Below are 14,493 nucleotides of genomic sequence, written 5' to 3' on the forward strand. Positions count from 1 at the left end.
GTTAAGGGGCCGGGGGCGACGTCATTCTTGCCCTCAGAGCCCGTGTCGGACGGTCGCGTCGATCCTGGGGCGCGGCGGCCTGGAAGATGGCGCGGAAGGTGTCGCGCCGCTCGTGGATCGAGGCCAGGACCAGCCCCATCGGCACGCCCAGATCGACCAGCAGGTTCTCGGCCAGCTGCAGACTGGCCTCGGTCGTCTCAGGCACCGCGTCGGTGACGCCGAGGGCATAGAGCCGGGCCGCATGGCGGTCGTCGCGCGCGCGGGCGATGACGATCAGATCGTCCCGAAGGCCCCGGGCCACAGTCACGACCTCGTCGACCTTGCCCGGCGCGTCCATGGTCACGACCAGGGCCCGGGCCGTCTCGATGCCGCACAGCGACAGCAGCTCCGGTCGACCCGCATCGCCATAGGAGACGTCGAAGCCATCCCTGCGACCGCTGGCCACGGCGGCCGGATCGGTGTCCAGGGCGATGAAGCTCTGGCCATGCTCGGCCAGCATCTCGGCGACCAGCCGCCCGACCCGACCGAAGCCGACGATCAGGACGTCGCCGGATCGCGCCTCCGGTTCCGGCAGGGTCAGGGCGGGGCCGGGCACCGCCACCCGGGCCAGCCTCTGGCCCAGCATCGCCATCAGGGGCACGGTGAACATGGAGATGGTCGCCGACACGAGCACCCCCTGGGTGAACCCTTGGTCCGCGATGCCTTCCACCATGCCGGTGGTCAGGATGACGAAGGCGAATTCTCCGGCCGGCCCGAGCACCAGGGCCGTCTCGACAGCGGCCCGGCTGGACAGGCCCCACAGGCGCGCCAGCCCGAAGACCACGCCCGCCTTGATCGCCGTGAGCGCCAGGGCCAGGCCGAACACGCCGACCGGATCGGCGGCCACGGCGTCGAGGTCCAGCCCCAGTCCCACGCCGACGAAGAAGACGCCCAGCAGCAGGCCCTTGAACGGCTCGATATTGATCTCGATCTCGCGGCGATACTCGGTCTCGGCCAGCAGGATCCCGGCGATCAGGGCCCCGAGGCTCATCGACAGACCGGCCGCCTGGGCCGCGACGCCGGCGCCGACCACGACCAGCAGGCACAGGGCGACGAACAGTTCCTGACTGCCGCCGGCCGCCTTCTTCCGGCTCTTGGCGACCGACCGGAACAGGGGGCGCAACCCCAGCCGGCCGATCACGACGATCAGGGCCAGACCGACGGCCGCGGGGGCCAGGGTCAGCAGGGCCGGACCCAGCACGGACGGCGTCATTTCGCCGCCGCTCGCGGCCAGCGCCGCCAGCACGGTGACGGTGATCAGAATGGGGGCGACGGACAGGTCCTGGGCCAGCAGCGCCGCGAACGTCGCCCGTCCGACCACGCCCTTCATCCGGCCCCGCTCGGCCATGACCGGCAGGACGACGGCGGTCGATGACAGGGCCAGCCCCATGCCCAGCACGGCGGCGGAGGCCAGCGACTGGCCCATCAGCATGAAGGCCCCGCCCAGAACGACGGTGCAGACCCCGACCTGCATCAGGCCGAAGCCGAAGACGAACCGGCGCATCGCCTTCAGCCGTTCCCAGGACAGCTCCAGACCGATCATGAACAGCAGGAAGGCGACGCCGAGCTCGGACAGCTGCGACAGCTGGTCGGCGTCGTCGATCGTCAGCCAGGCCAGCCAGGGGATCAGCGGCGCGAGGCGCGCCAGGCCGTCGGGACCCAGCAGCACGCCTGCCGCCAGAAAGCCCAGCACCGGACTGATCTTCCAGCGACTGAACAGGGGCACGACGATGCCGGCGGCCGCCAGGAAGACGACCAGATCCTTGTATTCCCCGCCGCCGTGCCCGCCCGTCATCCGCCCTCCTCGCCGATACGGCTCAGCCTAGCCTAACCCGTCACGCCGGTGCGGCGCGCCTTTCATGAACTTTTTTTAAGGCGACACGTCGCGGACCCGGCGTAGGGTTCGCCCCAGTCGCCGTCATGGCGCTCATCCGCTGACGGAAAACCCAGGAAATCCCATGAACAGACTTCTGATCGGCGCCGCTGTCGGCGCGCTGCTTCTTCCCGCGTCCACTGTGCTGGCACAGGAGCACGCCTGCCTGGACGAAAGCTGCACCGTCATGTCGCTGTTCCAGGACGTGCCGGCGGTCGAGGGTGCGACGGGCTATCAGGGCATCGACGCGCCGAAATACGGCACCTGGGGCTTCGATACCGCGGGCATGGACACCTCGGTGTCGCCCGGCGACAGCTTCATGCGCTATGCCAACGGCGCGGCGCTGGACCGTCTGGTCATCCCGTCGGACCGCACCAGCTACGGCTCCTTCGCCCTGCTGCGCGAACTGTCGGACAACCGGCTCAAGGTGATGATCGAGAGCCTGGCGGCCCGCACCGATCTGGTCGCCGGCTCTGACGAGCAGAAGATCGCCGACGCCTATCGCTCCTACATGGACACCGACCGCATCGAGCAGCTGGATGCCCAGCCGCTGCAACCCTATCTCGCCGCGATCCGCGCCGCCGATACCCACGATAAGCTGGCCGCCTACATGGGCGGCACCAACGGCCGCATCGGAGCCTCGATCTTCGGCACCGGCATCACCACCGACCAGAAGGCCCCGGATCGCTACGTCGTTTCCACGGGCCAGGCGGGCATCGGCCTGCCCAACCGCGACTACTATCTGTCGCCGCTCTATGCCGACAAGAAAGAGAAGTATCAGGTCTATGTGGCCCGGATGCTGGAGATGATCGGCTGGGAGAACCCGGTCGAGACGGCCGCCGCCATCGTCGCCATGGAGACCCGCATCGCCGAGGCCCACTGGACCCCGATCGAGAACCGCAACCGCGACCGGACCTATAACGAATACACCATCCAGCGCCTGGTTGACGAAGCCCCCGGCTTCGACTGGGTCGGGTACTACACGGCGGCCCAGCTGGGCGACGTGCCGCGCATCATCGTGCGCCAGGACACGGCCATGCCGAAGATCGCGGCCATCTATGCCGAGACCCCGGTCGCCACCCTTCAGGCGTGGGAAGCCTTCCACAGCGTCGACGAGGCCGCGCCGCGCCTTTCGCGCCGCTTCTCGGACGCCCAGTGGGAGTTCCGCTCGCGCGACCTGTCCGGCCAGCCCGAGCAGCGCACCCGCGACAAGCGCGGCATCAGCTTCGCCGAGGGCGCGCTGGGCGAGGCGGTCGGTCGCCAGTATGTCGCCGACTACTTCCCGGCCGAGTCCAAGGCCAAGATGGACGAGCTGGTCGCCAACCTCCGCCTGGCCCTCGCGGCCCGGATCGAGACCTATGAGTGGATGAGCGCCGAGACCAAGGCGGCCGCGCAGGACAAGCTGGCCAAGTTCACCGTCAAGATCGGCTATCCCGACAAGTGGCGGGACTATTCGGCCCTCGAAATCAGGGCCGACGACCTGTTCGGCAATGGCGAGCGGGCCGGGCTGTTCCAGTGGAACTACCAGCTGAACCGCCTGAACCAGTCGGTCGACAAGACCGAGTGGGGCATGACGCCCCAGACGGTGAACGCCTATTACAACTCGACCAACAACGAGATCGTCTTCCCGGCCGCGATCCTGCAGCCGCCCTTCTTCGATCCCGACGCGGACCCGGCCGTCAACTACGGCGGTATCGGCGGCGTCATCGGCCACGAGATCGGCCACGGCTTCGACGACCAGGGCTCCAAGTCCGACGGCAACGGCGTGCTGCGCAGCTGGTGGACGACCGAGGATCGGGCGAATTTCGAGGCCCTGACCGCCCGCCTGGGAGCCCAGTACGACCAGTTTGAACCCCTGCCCGGCTACAAGGTGCAGGGCGGGCTGACGATGGGCGAGAACATCGGCGACGCGGCCGGCACGGCCGTGGGTCTGGAAGCCTACCACCTGTCGCTGGCCGGGGCCGAGGCCCCCGTCATCGACGGTTTCACCGGCGACCAGCGCTTCTTCCTCGGATGGGCGCAGGTGTGGCAGTCCAAGTCGCGCGACGACGCCCTGAAGCAACAGGTCGCCACCGACTCGCACAGCCCGGCGGAGTTCCGCGTCATCGGCCCGCTGCGCAACATCGACGCCTGGTACGACGCCTTCGACGTCCAGCCGGGGACCGCCTACTACCTGGCACCGGCGGACCGCGTCCGCATCTGGTAGTCGGACGCCGTTTTCTCCCCATCGCCGCACGGCGGTGGGGAGAGGCACGGACTTCTGAAACCCCGGTTTCTGAAACCCCGTCTTAAGCCGACTGTCCCAAGATGGGACCATGGCAGGGGTTTCAGAGGGCGTCGTCAGGCGTCGCATCAACCAGCAGGAGCTGGACGCGATCTGCGCCCGGCACGACCGCCTGTGGCAGGCGCGGCCCGGCGGTGCCCGCGCTGTGTTCGCCTGGATGGACCTGTCGGGCCTGAACCTGAAGGGCCGCAATCTCGCCGACGCCGACTTCTCCGCCGCCTGTCTGATCGGGGCTGACCTGACGGGGGCGCGGCTGGACAACGGCTCCTTCTTCGGCGCGGACATGCAGGACGCGATCCTGGTCGACGCCTCGCTGCGCCGGGCCGACCTGCGGGGGGCCTGCCTGCGCGGAGCCGATCTGTCGGGCGCGGACCTGTTCGAAGCCGACCTGCGCGAGGGTGCCATCGCCTCGGCCGACAAGACGGCGGGGTTCCGCATCGTGGAGGCCCAGGGGCGCAACACGACCCAGGCGCAGGGGGCCAGTCTGGTCGGCGCCAATCTGCAGAGGTCGCGCCTGTCGGGCATTGCGGCCCAGTCGGCGGACTTCTCCGACGCCATCATGAAGGACTGCAAACTGGTCCGCGCGAACCTGAAACAAGCCTGTTTCCGGGGGGCGGATCTGGCCGGGGCCGACATGTCGGGGGCCGACCTGACCGGGGCTGACATGCGCGACGCGGTGCTGGTGGGCGTGACCTCGTCCATGTGGCGGACCGATGGTGCCAACCTGGAAGGGGCCCTGACCGACAGCCGCTCGGCCGGAGAGCCGGTGGCCCAGTTGCCCGCCGCCGAGATGCTGCACGAACACGCCATCTGGTGCGAGAGCGGCGGGGCGGAAGGTCAGCCGTCGGTGTTCGATCACGTGGACCTGCGCGGTCTGGGATCGATCACGGGCCTGAACCTGACGGCGCTGTCGGCCCGGGGAGCGGTCTTCTACGGCCTGAACATGGAGGGGGTGCAGCTTCAGGGCGCACGCCTCGAAGGGGCGGACCTGCGCTCCACCAATCTGAAGCGCGCCGATCTGCGCGGTGCCCGGCTGACGGGCGCGCGGCTCAACGGGGCCGATCTTCGCGAAGCCCAGTTGGGCCCTCTGATGATCGGGCCGGACCGGCTGCTGCCCGCCGACCTGACCGGAGCCATCCTGCGTTCGGCCGATCTGACGGGAGCCGACCTCCGCCGGGCCGTCATGGTCGGGGCCGATCTGACACGCGCCAGCCTGCATGGGGCGCAAACGCGATACGCTGTCCTGACCGACGCGGTGATGGCCGGGGTCAGGGGTTACGAACACCAGGGGGACACCGCATGAGCATGGTTCGCAGACGTCTGGGCCAGGGCGACTTCGACCTGTTCGCCGCGGCCCACGAACGCTTCGTCGCCGGCAAGCCGGGCGGCCGCAAGCTGTCGCTGAAGTTCGTTGACCTGACCGGCGTCAACATGGCGCATCGGGTTCTCGACGACGCCGACTTCTCGGGCTCCGTGCTGGAGAACTGCAATCTGGCCAACGCGCGGCTGGAGCGGGCGGTCCTGTTCGGGTGCGACCTGCGTGGGGCCGACCTGACGCGGGCCTGCCTGCGTCGAGCGGACATCCGCGGCACCTGCCTGCAGGGGGCGAACCTGTCCGAAGCGGACCTGTCGCAGGCCGACTTCCGGGAAGGCGTCATCGCCGTCCCGCATGAAACCCGGGGCCTGGCCTCCGCCCGGCACGAGACGCGCCAGGGCATCGCCGACGGCGCGACCTTCTCGGGCGCCACGCTGGACGGATCGCGGTTCGACGGCGTCAGCGCCTGCAAGGCCGATTTCACCGATTGCTCGATGCGCGGCGCGATCCTGAACGGCGCGAACCTGAAGGACGCCGACCTGTCGGGGGCCCTCCTGGAGGGAGCCGACGTCGTCGGAGCCAATCTGGCCGGGGCGCGCCTGTGCGGGGCGATCCTGACCGGCGTGGAGATGGGCCGCGCCCGGCTGGACCGGACCGACACCACCGGCTCCTTGCGCGAGCCCGATGCGGCGACCATCGCCCGCGCCGAAGTGCTGTACGAGATGGCACTGGACGCCAATGCCTGGGTCGAGAGCGGGGGTGCCCTCGGCGGACCGGCGAACATGGACGGCGAGGATCTGCGGCCCCTCGGGGATCGGCTCAAGGGCCTGTCGCTGTCGGCGCTCAGCGCCCGCGGAGCCTGTCTGGCGGGTGTGGATCTGCGCGGCGTCGCGCTTCAGGGTGCCGCCTTCGACAAGGCCGACCTGCGCGGAGCCCGGATGGGCATGGCGGATCTGCGGGGCGCGCGCTTCGGCGGCGCCCTGATGACCAAGGTCGATCTGTCCGGGGCCGACCTTAGCCCGCTTCCCCTCGGGCCGACGCGCTCCGTGCCCGCCAACCTGACCGGCGCGCGGATGCGCTATGCGGTGCTGCGCCAGACCGACCTGTCGCAGGCCGTCCTGGTCAGCGCCGATCTGTCCGGCGCCGACCTGACGTTCGCCGCCATGGACGGCGCGGACTTGACGGAGGCCTGCCTCGACCGGGCGACCGGTCTGGTCGTGGCGTCGAAGGCCGCCTGACACGAAAAAGGGCGGCCCCGCGAAGGACCGCCCCGTTCCGTTGCGGAGGCGAGCGGGTTACGCCGCCTTGCCTTCGATCAGCGTCGCCGATCCGCCCGTCGCGATCTCAATACGCCGGGGCTTCAGGGCCTCGGGCAGTTCGCGCTTCAGGCTGATGGAGAGCAGGCCGTTGTCGAGGCCCGCCTCGGTCACGACCACATAGTCGGCGAGCTGGAACCGGCGCTCGAAGTCGCGCTCGGCGAGGCCGCGATGCAGATAGGTGCGCTCGGCACCCGCATCGTCATTGGCCGTCTTGCGGCCCGTGACCGTCAGCAGGTTTTCCTTGACCTCGATGTTCAGCTCGTCGGGCTTGAAGCCGGCGACTGCGATCTCGATCCGGTAGGCGTTCTCGCCCGTCGTCTCGATATTGTAGGGCGGCCAGCCGCCTTCCTGGCTGGTCCGCGCCGCGGTTTCCAGCAGACCCGCGAGGCGGTCGAAGCCCACGGCGGAACGATAGAGGGGGGTAAAGTCGATGGTACGCATGTCGATCTCCTGATCATCAGCAAGATGGAACCGTCCCGCGTTTTGTGCCCGGGCCGGCGGTGGGGATCAGTCCGTCCGGCCCCCGAGGGGCACCGAATGGCCTGCGAGAGCCCGGTGACCGGCGCTCTCGAACAGAAAAATGGGATCGGGCCCTGCGACGTCAAGGGGCGGTGCGATGGCGCGATCGTCACTTGCCGGTTCGCCTCGCCTCCGTAAGGTGCGCCAACCCTTGAATCTCCCGGAGACGCCCATGCGCCGCCTGCCGCTGACCCTCGCCGCCCTCGCCCTGATGGCGGGATCCGCCGCCGCCCAGTCCCTGCCCAGCCTGGGCGAGACCCAGGCCCAGCGGGTCGCGCGTCGCGAGGCAATGGCCCCGCCGGTGCTGCAGGAGGACGAACAGCTCCAGGCCGCGATCGGATCCGCCGCCCGCCCCGCCGCCGACGTGGCGCGCGATCCCTTCCGCCACCCCTATGAGACCCTGACCTTCTGGGGCCTGACGCCGGGGATGAGCATCGTCGAGATCGAGCCCGGACGGGGCGGCTGGTGGAGCGCGATCCTCCAGCCCTACGCGGCGTCGACGGGCGGCACCTATACGGCCGTGAACCGCCCGCTGGAGAGCATGGGCGTGGCGGACGGATCGGCCGACCTGATCGTGGTGGCCCGCGCCTTCCACAACTGGCAGCGGTCCAATCCCTCGCGCACCGGTCCCTACCTGGAGGCCTTCTTCAAGGCGCTGAAGCCCGGCGGCATCCTGGCCGTGGAACAGCACCGGGCGGACGAGGGTCTGAACGCGGCGGTGACGGCCCCCACCGGTTATGTCTCCGAAAGCTATGTGATCCAAGCGGCGCAGGCCGCCGGGTTCGTGCTGGACGCGCGCAGCGAACTGAACGCCAATCCCAAGGACGATCACGACCACCCCTACGGTGTCTGGAGCCTTCCGCCGGTGCGCGTCAGCGCGCCCCGCGACGGTGTCGCCACGGACCGCCCGACGCCTCTGACCGAGGCCGAACGCGCCGCCCTGGACGCCATCGGCGAGAGCGACCGCATGACCCTGCGGTTCCGCAAGCCGGCCTGATCGAGACCCGTTTCGCCAGGCATGCTCAAGCCTTTGACGTGCCTGGCGAAGCCCTCTAATCCAGCGGCTCCCGGCACGTTTCGGTCGGGGCGGCGGGGCGCGGATAGTTGATGCAGGATCGGACGACCCCTCGATCATCGGCCGTGTCGCGACGCGCGATGCTGTCCGGCGTGGGCGTCGTCGCGATGCTGGGCCTGGCGGGCTGCGGCCGGAAGGCCGAGACCAAGACAGACCCCGAAGTGCCGGCCGGGCCGCCCGAAGGGTCGCTGGAGTGGGCCATCGCCGGATCGTGGCGCGCGGCCGACCGGTCCCGGGATGTGTGGCGCCATCCGCTGGAAACCCTGCGCTTCTTCGGCCTGCAGCCCGACATGACGGTGGTCGAGTTCTGGCCCGGCAGCGGCTGGTACACCGAAATCCTCGCGCCCTATCTGCACGAGGGCAAGGGCACGTATTACGCCGCCGGATTCGCGACCGGCCCTGGGGCCGATCCGGCCCAGATCGCGCTGAACGCCAATTTCGAGCGTCGCTTCAGCGCCGACGAGCGCCTATACGGCGAGGTCCAGTTCAGCCAGTTCGGGGCCACGACGGGGCCAGTCTGTCCGGCAGGCGAGGCCGACATGGTCCTGTTCATGCGCAATATTCACGCCTGGATGGCCGCGGGCATCGCCGAAAAGGCCTTCGCCGACGCCCATGCGGCGCTGCGCCCCGGCGGGACGCTGGGAATCGAGCAACACCGCCTGGCCCCCGACCAGGACCAGGATCCCGCCGCCGCCAACGGCTATGTCCAGGAGGCCTTCGTCAAACAGCTGGCCGCCGAGGCCGGCTTCATCTTCGTGGCGGCGTCCGAGGTCAACGCCAACGAGGACGACACCAAGGACCACCCCTTCGGCGTCGAGACCCTGCCCCCGCGTCTGGCGACCGCCGCGCCCGGCAGCCCGCCCGACCCGACCTTCGACAATGCCAAATACCGTGAGATCGGCGAGAGCGATCGCATGACCTTGAAGTTCAGGAAGCCAGAGTGAACCGCGCCGCCGCCTTTGCCGCCAATGCGCCCCTGATGGGGGTTCCCGGTGCCGCCGCCCCGCCCGGAGGGACCGGCGACTGGTTCCGCGGTGCCGGGGGCCTTCGCCTGCGCGCCGCCTTCTGGACCCCGTCCACCCTCGTCGCCGCCCGGCCGCGCGGCACGGTGATCCTGAGCCCCGGCCGGACCGAGCCGATCGAGAAATATTTCGAGGTCATCGGCAACTTCCTGGCGCGGGGCTGGTGCGTCCTGGCCCACGACTGGCGCGGTCAGGGCCTGTCGGCCCGCCTTCTGCCCGACCGCCTGAAGGGTCACGCCCGGGCGGTCGAGGAGTTCCTCGACGACTATTCGCGGCTGCTGGACGCCTTCGAGACGCGGGCCCCCAAGCCGTGGATCGCGGTCGGCCATTCGATGGGCGGGACGCTGAATCTGCTGAGCCTCGAGGCCGGTGAAAGCCGTTTCGCGGGCGCGATCCTGTCCAGCCCCATGCTGCGCATCAAAACCGGCAAGCGGTCGATGTGGTCGGTCAAGCTGGCGGTGCGCTGGAACGTCCGTCACGGCAAGGCGGGCGACTTCGTGCTGGACGATCCCGACGATCCCTTCGACCACACCTTCGAGAAGGACGCCCTGACGTCCGACGAGGGCCGCTACGAGATGTGGCGCCAGCAGCTCTATGCCTGCCCGCATCTGGCCGTCGGTGGCCCGACCTGGGGCTGGCTGGCCTTCGGCATCGACGCGGGTGAGCGTTCGCTGAAGCCCAAGGCGCTGAAGTCTGTGACCATTCCTTGCACGATCGTGCAGTCGGGCGAGGACGACCGGGTCTGGAAACAGACCAACCGCTGGGCAGCCAAGCGGCTGGGCCGCGGACGCTATGTCGAGGTGGCGGGGGCCCGGCACGAGATCATCATGGAGACCGACGACCTGCGCGCCGTCTTCCTGCATGAGTTCGACGCCATGGCGGACTATGTGTCGCCGGTGAACGATCTGGCTCCCGTCCCGGCCGACTGAACCGTTACTGCGCGCCCCGGCGGAAGGCGACCAGGGCCTGGTCGCGCACGCGGGGGTCGCCGACGGCGATGATCCGGCCATCGCCGCTGACGGGTCCGCCGGCCCAGTTGGTGACCTCGCCGCCTGCGGCCTCGACCACGGGGATCAGGGCTGACCAGTCCCAGACCTTGAGCCCGGTCTCGGCCACCATGTCGATCCGCCCCATGGCGAGCATGGCATAGGCATAGGCATCGCAGCCGTAGCGGGCCAGGCGCGCGGCCGCCATCACTTGCGTCCAGGCCCCCAGTTCGGGGGCAGTGAAGATCTCGGGAGCCGTGGTCGCGATCACCGCGTCCGTCAGCCTTTCGCACGCCCGAACCCGGATCGGCCGCGTCTGGCCCCCGCGCGTGAGGACCGCGCCGGACGGTCCCCCCAGGAACAGTTCGCCGATATAGGGCTGGGAGATGGCACCGACGCTCGATCGTCCACCGACCCGGAGTGCAATCAGGGTCGTCCACATCGGCAGACCCGCGATGAAGGCCCGCGTGCCGTCGATGGGGTCCAGGATCCAGACGTGTTCTGCGTCCGGTCGGTCTTCGCCATACTCCTCGCCGATGACCCCGTGGTCGGGGTACCGGGCCGCGATCAAAGTGCGGATCGCGGCTTCCGCCTCCTTGTCCGCCTGGGTGACCGGATCGAAGGCGCCGGGACCTGCCTTGTTCTCCTCGGCATAGTCGCCGCGAAAGAAGGGCAGGGTCACGCGGGCGGCCTCGGCAGCCAGTTCGACGGCGAAGGATTCGAATTCGGTCATAGGAAGGGCTTAGGCAGTAGGCAGTAGGCAGTAGTCAAGCGACCGACACGCGCCGCTTCACCAACCTCGCCTTCTACTGCCTGACGCCTATTGCCTAGGACGCGACGGCGTCCCCCTCGCTGTGGAGCGACTTGGCCAGGTCCAGCAGACGACGGCGAGGCCGTTCGCCCAGCTGGTAGTAGGCCTGGATCAGGTCGAGGGTTTCCTTCCTGGAAAACATCTCGCCACCATTGGCGCTGGCGGTCTCCCGGCGCTCCATCGCCTCGGCCAGACCGTCGTAGAAATAGCTGATCGGCGTCTCCAGCGCTTCGGACAGCTGCCACAGGCGGGCGGCCGAGATGCGGTTCGCGCCGCATTCGTATTTCTGGATCTGCTGAAAGCGGATGCCGACCTGGATGGCCAGCTGTTGCTGCGTCAGACCCAGCAGGCGACGACGACGACGCAGACGGCGCCCCAGGTGAAGGTCGATATCGGTGGCCATTTGCCCAGTCCCCTTGATCTAGCGGGCTGTGCCAAAGCGGCACGGCTCGCCAGGGATGCCGCAATCACCATGCCGCCTTCGCGTGACGGGCGAGCGACCGTGCCGATCCGGGAGACCGACATTCTGCAGTGCGACGCAACCAGCGATGCCGCAGCGCATTATCAGGCCACCTCTGCTTTGGAAGGACTAGAAACATGGGTCTCGGAATCATCGGCTGGATCGTCATCGGCATCATCGCCGGCTGGCTGGCTGAAAAAGTCATGGGTCGTAATCACGGCCTGCTCACCAACCTGATCGTCGGCGTCGTCGGTGCCCTTCTGGGTGGCTGGATCGCCGGCAACCTGCTGGGCATCCCGGTCGGTGGCTTCAATATCGTGACCCTGCTGGTCGCGTTCGGTGGTGCCGTCCTGCTGCTGTTCCTGCTGGGACTGGTCAAGCGTCGCGCCTAAGCGTCGTCTGACGACACAAAAGAAAGGGGCGGCCCGTCGGGCCGCCCCTTTTTTCGTTTTCGAACCGGTCAGGCCTGGGGATCGGCCGGTTCAGCCTCCGCCTCAGCCTCGGGGTCGCTTTCCGGTGCCGGCGGCGGTGTGGCTCCGGGATCGGAGGCCGGCGGGGCGGCGGCGGGGGACGACGCCGGAGCCGGGGGCGCGCCGGCGATCGCGGGGGCGGCCTGGTATTCGGTCGAGGTCCAGCCGACGACCACGTCGGCACCCTCCTGGGTCAGACCGCCCAGCGGCACGCCGCGAAGCTGGCCATCCGTGCCGCGCACGGTCAGTTCCTGTTCGCCGGCGTCATTGTTGCGGACGCCCTCCAGCGTGCCGAGCACCGAACCGTCGGAGCCCTTCACGTTGGCACCCGGCTGCAGTTGCAGCGTGCCCGAGGCGGGAGCCGGGGCAGTCGAAGGCGTCGAGGCGGGCGGCGGAGTCTGGCCGGTCGCGTCCTGGGCAAGGGCGGGTGCGGCCATCAGGGCGGCGGAAGCGGCGGCGAGCAGCAGGGTGTTGCGGATCATCAGTAGGACCTGATTTGCGCGGACCGGTGTGCCCGCAGATCCATAATGCACACTCCGTTACGGTTTGTTTCGCTTGCCCCCAAATGACCCCGACATGGTCCGACTTGCCCCAATCACGATGGATTCCGGCCTCTAGAGCATCGCCGGGATGACCCGGTCCGGCGGCCGGTGGCCGTTCTGGAAGGTCATGACGTTGGCGATGACGCGGTCGCCCATGTCCTGGCGGGCCTCCAGCGTGGCCGAGCCGAGGTGCGGCAGCAGGACCACATTGGGATGCCCGAGGAGCCCCGGATGGATGGCCGGCTCGTGCTCGTAGACGTCCAGTCCGACGCCGGCGATCCCGCGCCGCGCCACCGCGTCGGACAGGGCGGCCTCGTCGATCAGCTCGCCGCGGGCCGTGTTCACCAGGATCGCGTGGGGCTGGAGCCGCGCCAGCCGTTCGGCCGACAGAAGATGATGGGTGTCCTTCGTCGCCGGACAGTTGAGCGAGATCAGGTCCATGCGCGACAGCATCTGGTCCAGATCGTCCCAGTAGGTCGCGCCCAGCTCCTCCTCGATCCGGGGGCTGACGGGCTTGCGGTTATGATAGTGGACCTGAAGGCCGAAGGCGCGTGCGCGGCGGGCCAGGGCCTGGCCGATCCGGCCCATGCCGACGATCCCCAGCCGCTTGCCCCAGAGCTTGCGACCGCACATCCAGGTCGGTGTCCAGCCCTCGAACCGGCCCTCGGCCACCACCTGGGCGCCTTCGACGATGCGGCGGCTGACGGCCAGGATCAGGCTCATGGCCAGGTCGGCCGTGTCCTCGGTCAGGACGCCCGGCGTATTGGTGACGATGATCTGGCGGGCGACCGCCGCGTCGATATCGATGTGGTCCACGCCCGCGCCGAAGTTGGCGATCATCTTCAGCTGGTCGCCTGCGCCCGCGATCAGGCTGGCGTCGATCTCGTCGGTGATGGTGGGCACCAGAACGTCGGCCCGCTGGACGGCCGCCTCCAGCGCGGCGCGGTCGAACGGAACGTCCTTCAGGTTCAGCTCGGCGTCGAACAGCTCGCGCATGCGGGTCTCGACCGCGTCCGGCAATCTTCTGGTTAAGACGACCTTAAGGCGGGGGTTGGACATAGGAGCCTTGGGTTCTTTGAGGGCGACCGAGCCGGTCCGCCCGCCTGCGACGGGTCTTATCCGGTGTCTAGCAAGTCTCGCGGCCGCTTCCAAAGCCTCTCGCGCCGGATCGCGGGCGTCGTTGCCGTGCTGGCCTGCGCTGTGGCGGCGGGTGGCGGGGCGACCATGCCGGATGGCCGGCCCACGCCGACGGGGCTGGACGTGCCGCGCTGGGTCTCGCTGAAGTCGTCCCATGTCCGCGCCCGCCAGGGGCCCGGACTGGACTACCGCATCCTGTGGGAATACCGCGCCGCTGGCCTGCCGGTGCAGGTGATCGCCGAGACGCGGGAATGGCGAAAGATCTGCGATCCCGAGCTCGGTGTCGCCTGGATCAACCGCAGCGTGGTCTCGGGGCGGCGCGGGGTCTTCAACGACACCGGTGCCGAGGTGGCGGTTCACGCCGCTCGCAACGCCCAGTCCCCCGTTCGCGCCCGGTTCAGTGCGCATTCGATCGTGGCGCTCGATGACTGCAAGGACGGCTGGTGCCGCGTTCGCGCGCGCAAGCTGAAGGGCTGGCTGCCGGAGGGCGCGGTGTTCGGCACCCAGCCGACCGCCCAGTGCGATGCCCGTCGGCCTGCGGGCGAGGTCCCGACGGGCTAGAACTGTCGGCAAGCGTCGTGTAACCCCACGGCCACACGCGGGCTCAAGCAGCGCCACCGCGCGTTAGCCCCAACGAAGTT

General features: G+C 69.2%; 14 protein-coding genes. 8 read left to right on the forward strand and 6 right to left on the reverse strand.

Annotated features, from left to right (window positions below):
* Position 1: 1 nt before the first annotated feature.
* The gene (locus tag BRESU_RS02830; protein WP_013267983.1) at positions 2-1,834 is read right to left on the reverse strand and encodes a cation:proton antiporter domain-containing protein; all 1,833 of its coding nucleotides are present in this window, start codon (positions 1,832-1,834) and stop codon (positions 2-4) included.
* A gap of 163 nt (positions 1,835-1,997) precedes the next feature.
* Here BRESU_RS02830 and BRESU_RS02835 point away from each other — a divergent pair, with 163 nt between their 5' ends.
* The 3 genes from BRESU_RS02835 to BRESU_RS02845 all read left to right on the forward strand — a co-directional run bounded on the left by BRESU_RS02835 (position 1,998) and on the right by BRESU_RS02845 (position 6,749).
* Positions 1,998-4,118 carry a M13 family metallopeptidase gene (locus BRESU_RS02835; RefSeq protein WP_013267984.1) on the forward strand — a complete coding sequence of 707 codons (2,121 nt, stop codon included), beginning with the start codon at positions 1,998-2,000 and terminating at the stop codon, positions 4,116-4,118.
* 109 nt (positions 4,119-4,227) lie between these two features.
* Positions 4,228-5,499, forward strand: a complete 1,272-nt coding sequence (locus tag BRESU_RS02840; protein WP_013267985.1) for a pentapeptide repeat-containing protein — start codon at positions 4,228-4,230, stop codon at positions 5,497-5,499.
* A 2-nt stretch (positions 5,500-5,501) separates the two neighbouring features.
* A complete protein-coding gene (locus BRESU_RS02845) occupies positions 5,502-6,749 on the forward strand; it encodes a pentapeptide repeat-containing protein (protein ID WP_169308005.1) in 1,248 nt (415 codons plus the stop codon).
* 57 nt (positions 6,750-6,806) lie between these two features.
* On the opposite strand, the gene BRESU_RS02850 is transcribed toward BRESU_RS02845, so the two are convergent.
* On the reverse strand, positions 6,807-7,271 hold the full coding sequence (locus tag BRESU_RS02850; protein WP_013267987.1) for an Hsp20 family protein: 465 nt from the start codon (positions 7,269-7,271) through the stop codon (positions 6,807-6,809).
* Between the two features lie 250 nt (positions 7,272-7,521).
* Here BRESU_RS02850 and BRESU_RS02855 point away from each other — a divergent pair, with 250 nt between their 5' ends.
* The 3 genes from BRESU_RS02855 (at position 7,522) to BRESU_RS02865 (ending at position 10,375) form a co-directional block, all read left to right on the forward strand.
* On the forward strand, positions 7,522-8,346 hold the full coding sequence (locus BRESU_RS02855) for a class I SAM-dependent methyltransferase (RefSeq protein ID WP_013267988.1): 825 nt from the start codon (positions 7,522-7,524) through the stop codon (positions 8,344-8,346).
* Between the two features lie 158 nt (positions 8,347-8,504).
* Positions 8,505-9,368, forward strand: a complete 864-nt coding sequence (locus BRESU_RS02860) for a class I SAM-dependent methyltransferase (protein WP_013267989.1) — start codon at positions 8,505-8,507, stop codon at positions 9,366-9,368.
* Positions 9,365-10,375, forward strand: coding sequence for an alpha/beta fold hydrolase (locus BRESU_RS02865; RefSeq protein WP_013267990.1), 1,011 nt, complete (start codon positions 9,365-9,367; stop codon positions 10,373-10,375). The genes BRESU_RS02860 and BRESU_RS02865 overlap by 4 nt, the downstream gene beginning before the upstream one ends.
* Before the next feature lie 4 nt (positions 10,376-10,379).
* On the opposite strand, the gene hisN is transcribed toward BRESU_RS02865, so the two are convergent.
* On the reverse strand, positions 10,380-11,165 hold the full coding sequence (gene hisN / locus BRESU_RS02870; protein WP_013267991.1) for a histidinol-phosphatase: 786 nt from the start codon (positions 11,163-11,165) through the stop codon (positions 10,380-10,382).
* A gap of 94 nt (positions 11,166-11,259) precedes the next feature.
* On the reverse strand, positions 11,260-11,646 hold the full coding sequence (locus BRESU_RS02875) for a helix-turn-helix domain-containing protein (RefSeq protein WP_013267992.1): 387 nt from the start codon (positions 11,644-11,646) through the stop codon (positions 11,260-11,262).
* A gap of 194 nt (positions 11,647-11,840) precedes the next feature.
* Here BRESU_RS02875 and BRESU_RS02880 point away from each other — a divergent pair, with 194 nt between their 5' ends.
* On the forward strand, positions 11,841-12,095 hold the full coding sequence (locus BRESU_RS02880) for a GlsB/YeaQ/YmgE family stress response membrane protein (protein ID WP_013267993.1): 255 nt from the start codon (positions 11,841-11,843) through the stop codon (positions 12,093-12,095).
* A gap of 68 nt (positions 12,096-12,163) precedes the next feature.
* On the opposite strand, the gene BRESU_RS02885 is transcribed toward BRESU_RS02880, so the two are convergent.
* Both BRESU_RS02885 and BRESU_RS02890 read right to left on the reverse strand, forming a co-directional pair.
* Positions 12,164-12,655, reverse strand: a complete 492-nt coding sequence (locus BRESU_RS02885) for a hypothetical protein (RefSeq protein ID WP_013267994.1) — start codon at positions 12,653-12,655, stop codon at positions 12,164-12,166.
* A 132-nt stretch (positions 12,656-12,787) separates the two neighbouring features.
* The gene (locus BRESU_RS02890) at positions 12,788-13,774 is read right to left on the reverse strand and encodes a 2-hydroxyacid dehydrogenase (protein ID WP_013267995.1); all 987 of its coding nucleotides are present in this window, start codon (positions 13,772-13,774) and stop codon (positions 12,788-12,790) included.
* A 63-nt stretch (positions 13,775-13,837) separates the two neighbouring features.
* On the opposite strand from BRESU_RS02890, the gene BRESU_RS02895 reads away from it, so the two are divergent.
* On the forward strand, positions 13,838-14,413 hold the full coding sequence (locus tag BRESU_RS02895; protein WP_245528589.1) for an SH3 domain-containing protein: 576 nt from the start codon (positions 13,838-13,840) through the stop codon (positions 14,411-14,413).
* Positions 14,414-14,493 lie beyond the last annotated feature (80 nt).

It is taken from the genome of Brevundimonas subvibrioides ATCC 15264, assembly GCF_000144605.1.
Lineage (GTDB): Bacteria > Pseudomonadota > Alphaproteobacteria > Caulobacterales > Caulobacteraceae > Brevundimonas > Brevundimonas subvibrioides.

Coding starts and splice junctions, on each gene's coding strand:
- BRESU_RS02830 (WP_013267983.1), bottom strand. CDS start 1,834: ATGACGGGCGGGCACGGCGGCGGGGAATACAAGGATCTGGTCGTCTTC.
- BRESU_RS02835 (WP_013267984.1), top strand. CDS start 1,998: ATGAACAGACTTCTGATCGGCGCCGCTGTCGGCGCGCTGCTTCTTCCC.
- BRESU_RS02840 (WP_013267985.1), top strand. CDS start 4,228: ATGGCAGGGGTTTCAGAGGGCGTCGTCAGGCGTCGCATCAACCAGCAG.
- BRESU_RS02845 (WP_169308005.1), top strand. CDS start 5,502: ATGGTTCGCAGACGTCTGGGCCAGGGCGACTTCGACCTGTTCGCCGCG.
- BRESU_RS02850 (WP_013267987.1), bottom strand. CDS start 7,271: ATGCGTACCATCGACTTTACCCCCCTCTATCGTTCCGCCGTGGGCTTC.
- BRESU_RS02855 (WP_013267988.1), top strand. CDS start 7,522: ATGCGCCGCCTGCCGCTGACCCTCGCCGCCCTCGCCCTGATGGCGGGA.
- BRESU_RS02860 (WP_013267989.1), top strand. CDS start 8,505: ATGCTGTCCGGCGTGGGCGTCGTCGCGATGCTGGGCCTGGCGGGCTGC.
- hisN (WP_013267991.1), bottom strand. CDS start 11,165: ATGACCGAATTCGAATCCTTCGCCGTCGAACTGGCTGCCGAGGCCGCC.
- BRESU_RS02875 (WP_013267992.1), bottom strand. CDS start 11,646: ATGGCCACCGATATCGACCTTCACCTGGGGCGCCGTCTGCGTCGTCGT.
- BRESU_RS02880 (WP_013267993.1), top strand. CDS start 11,841: ATGGGTCTCGGAATCATCGGCTGGATCGTCATCGGCATCATCGCCGGC.
- BRESU_RS02885 (WP_013267994.1), bottom strand. CDS start 12,655: ATGATCCGCAACACCCTGCTGCTCGCCGCCGCTTCCGCCGCCCTGATG.
- BRESU_RS02890 (WP_013267995.1), bottom strand. CDS start 13,774: ATGTCCAACCCCCGCCTTAAGGTCGTCTTAACCAGAAGATTGCCGGAC.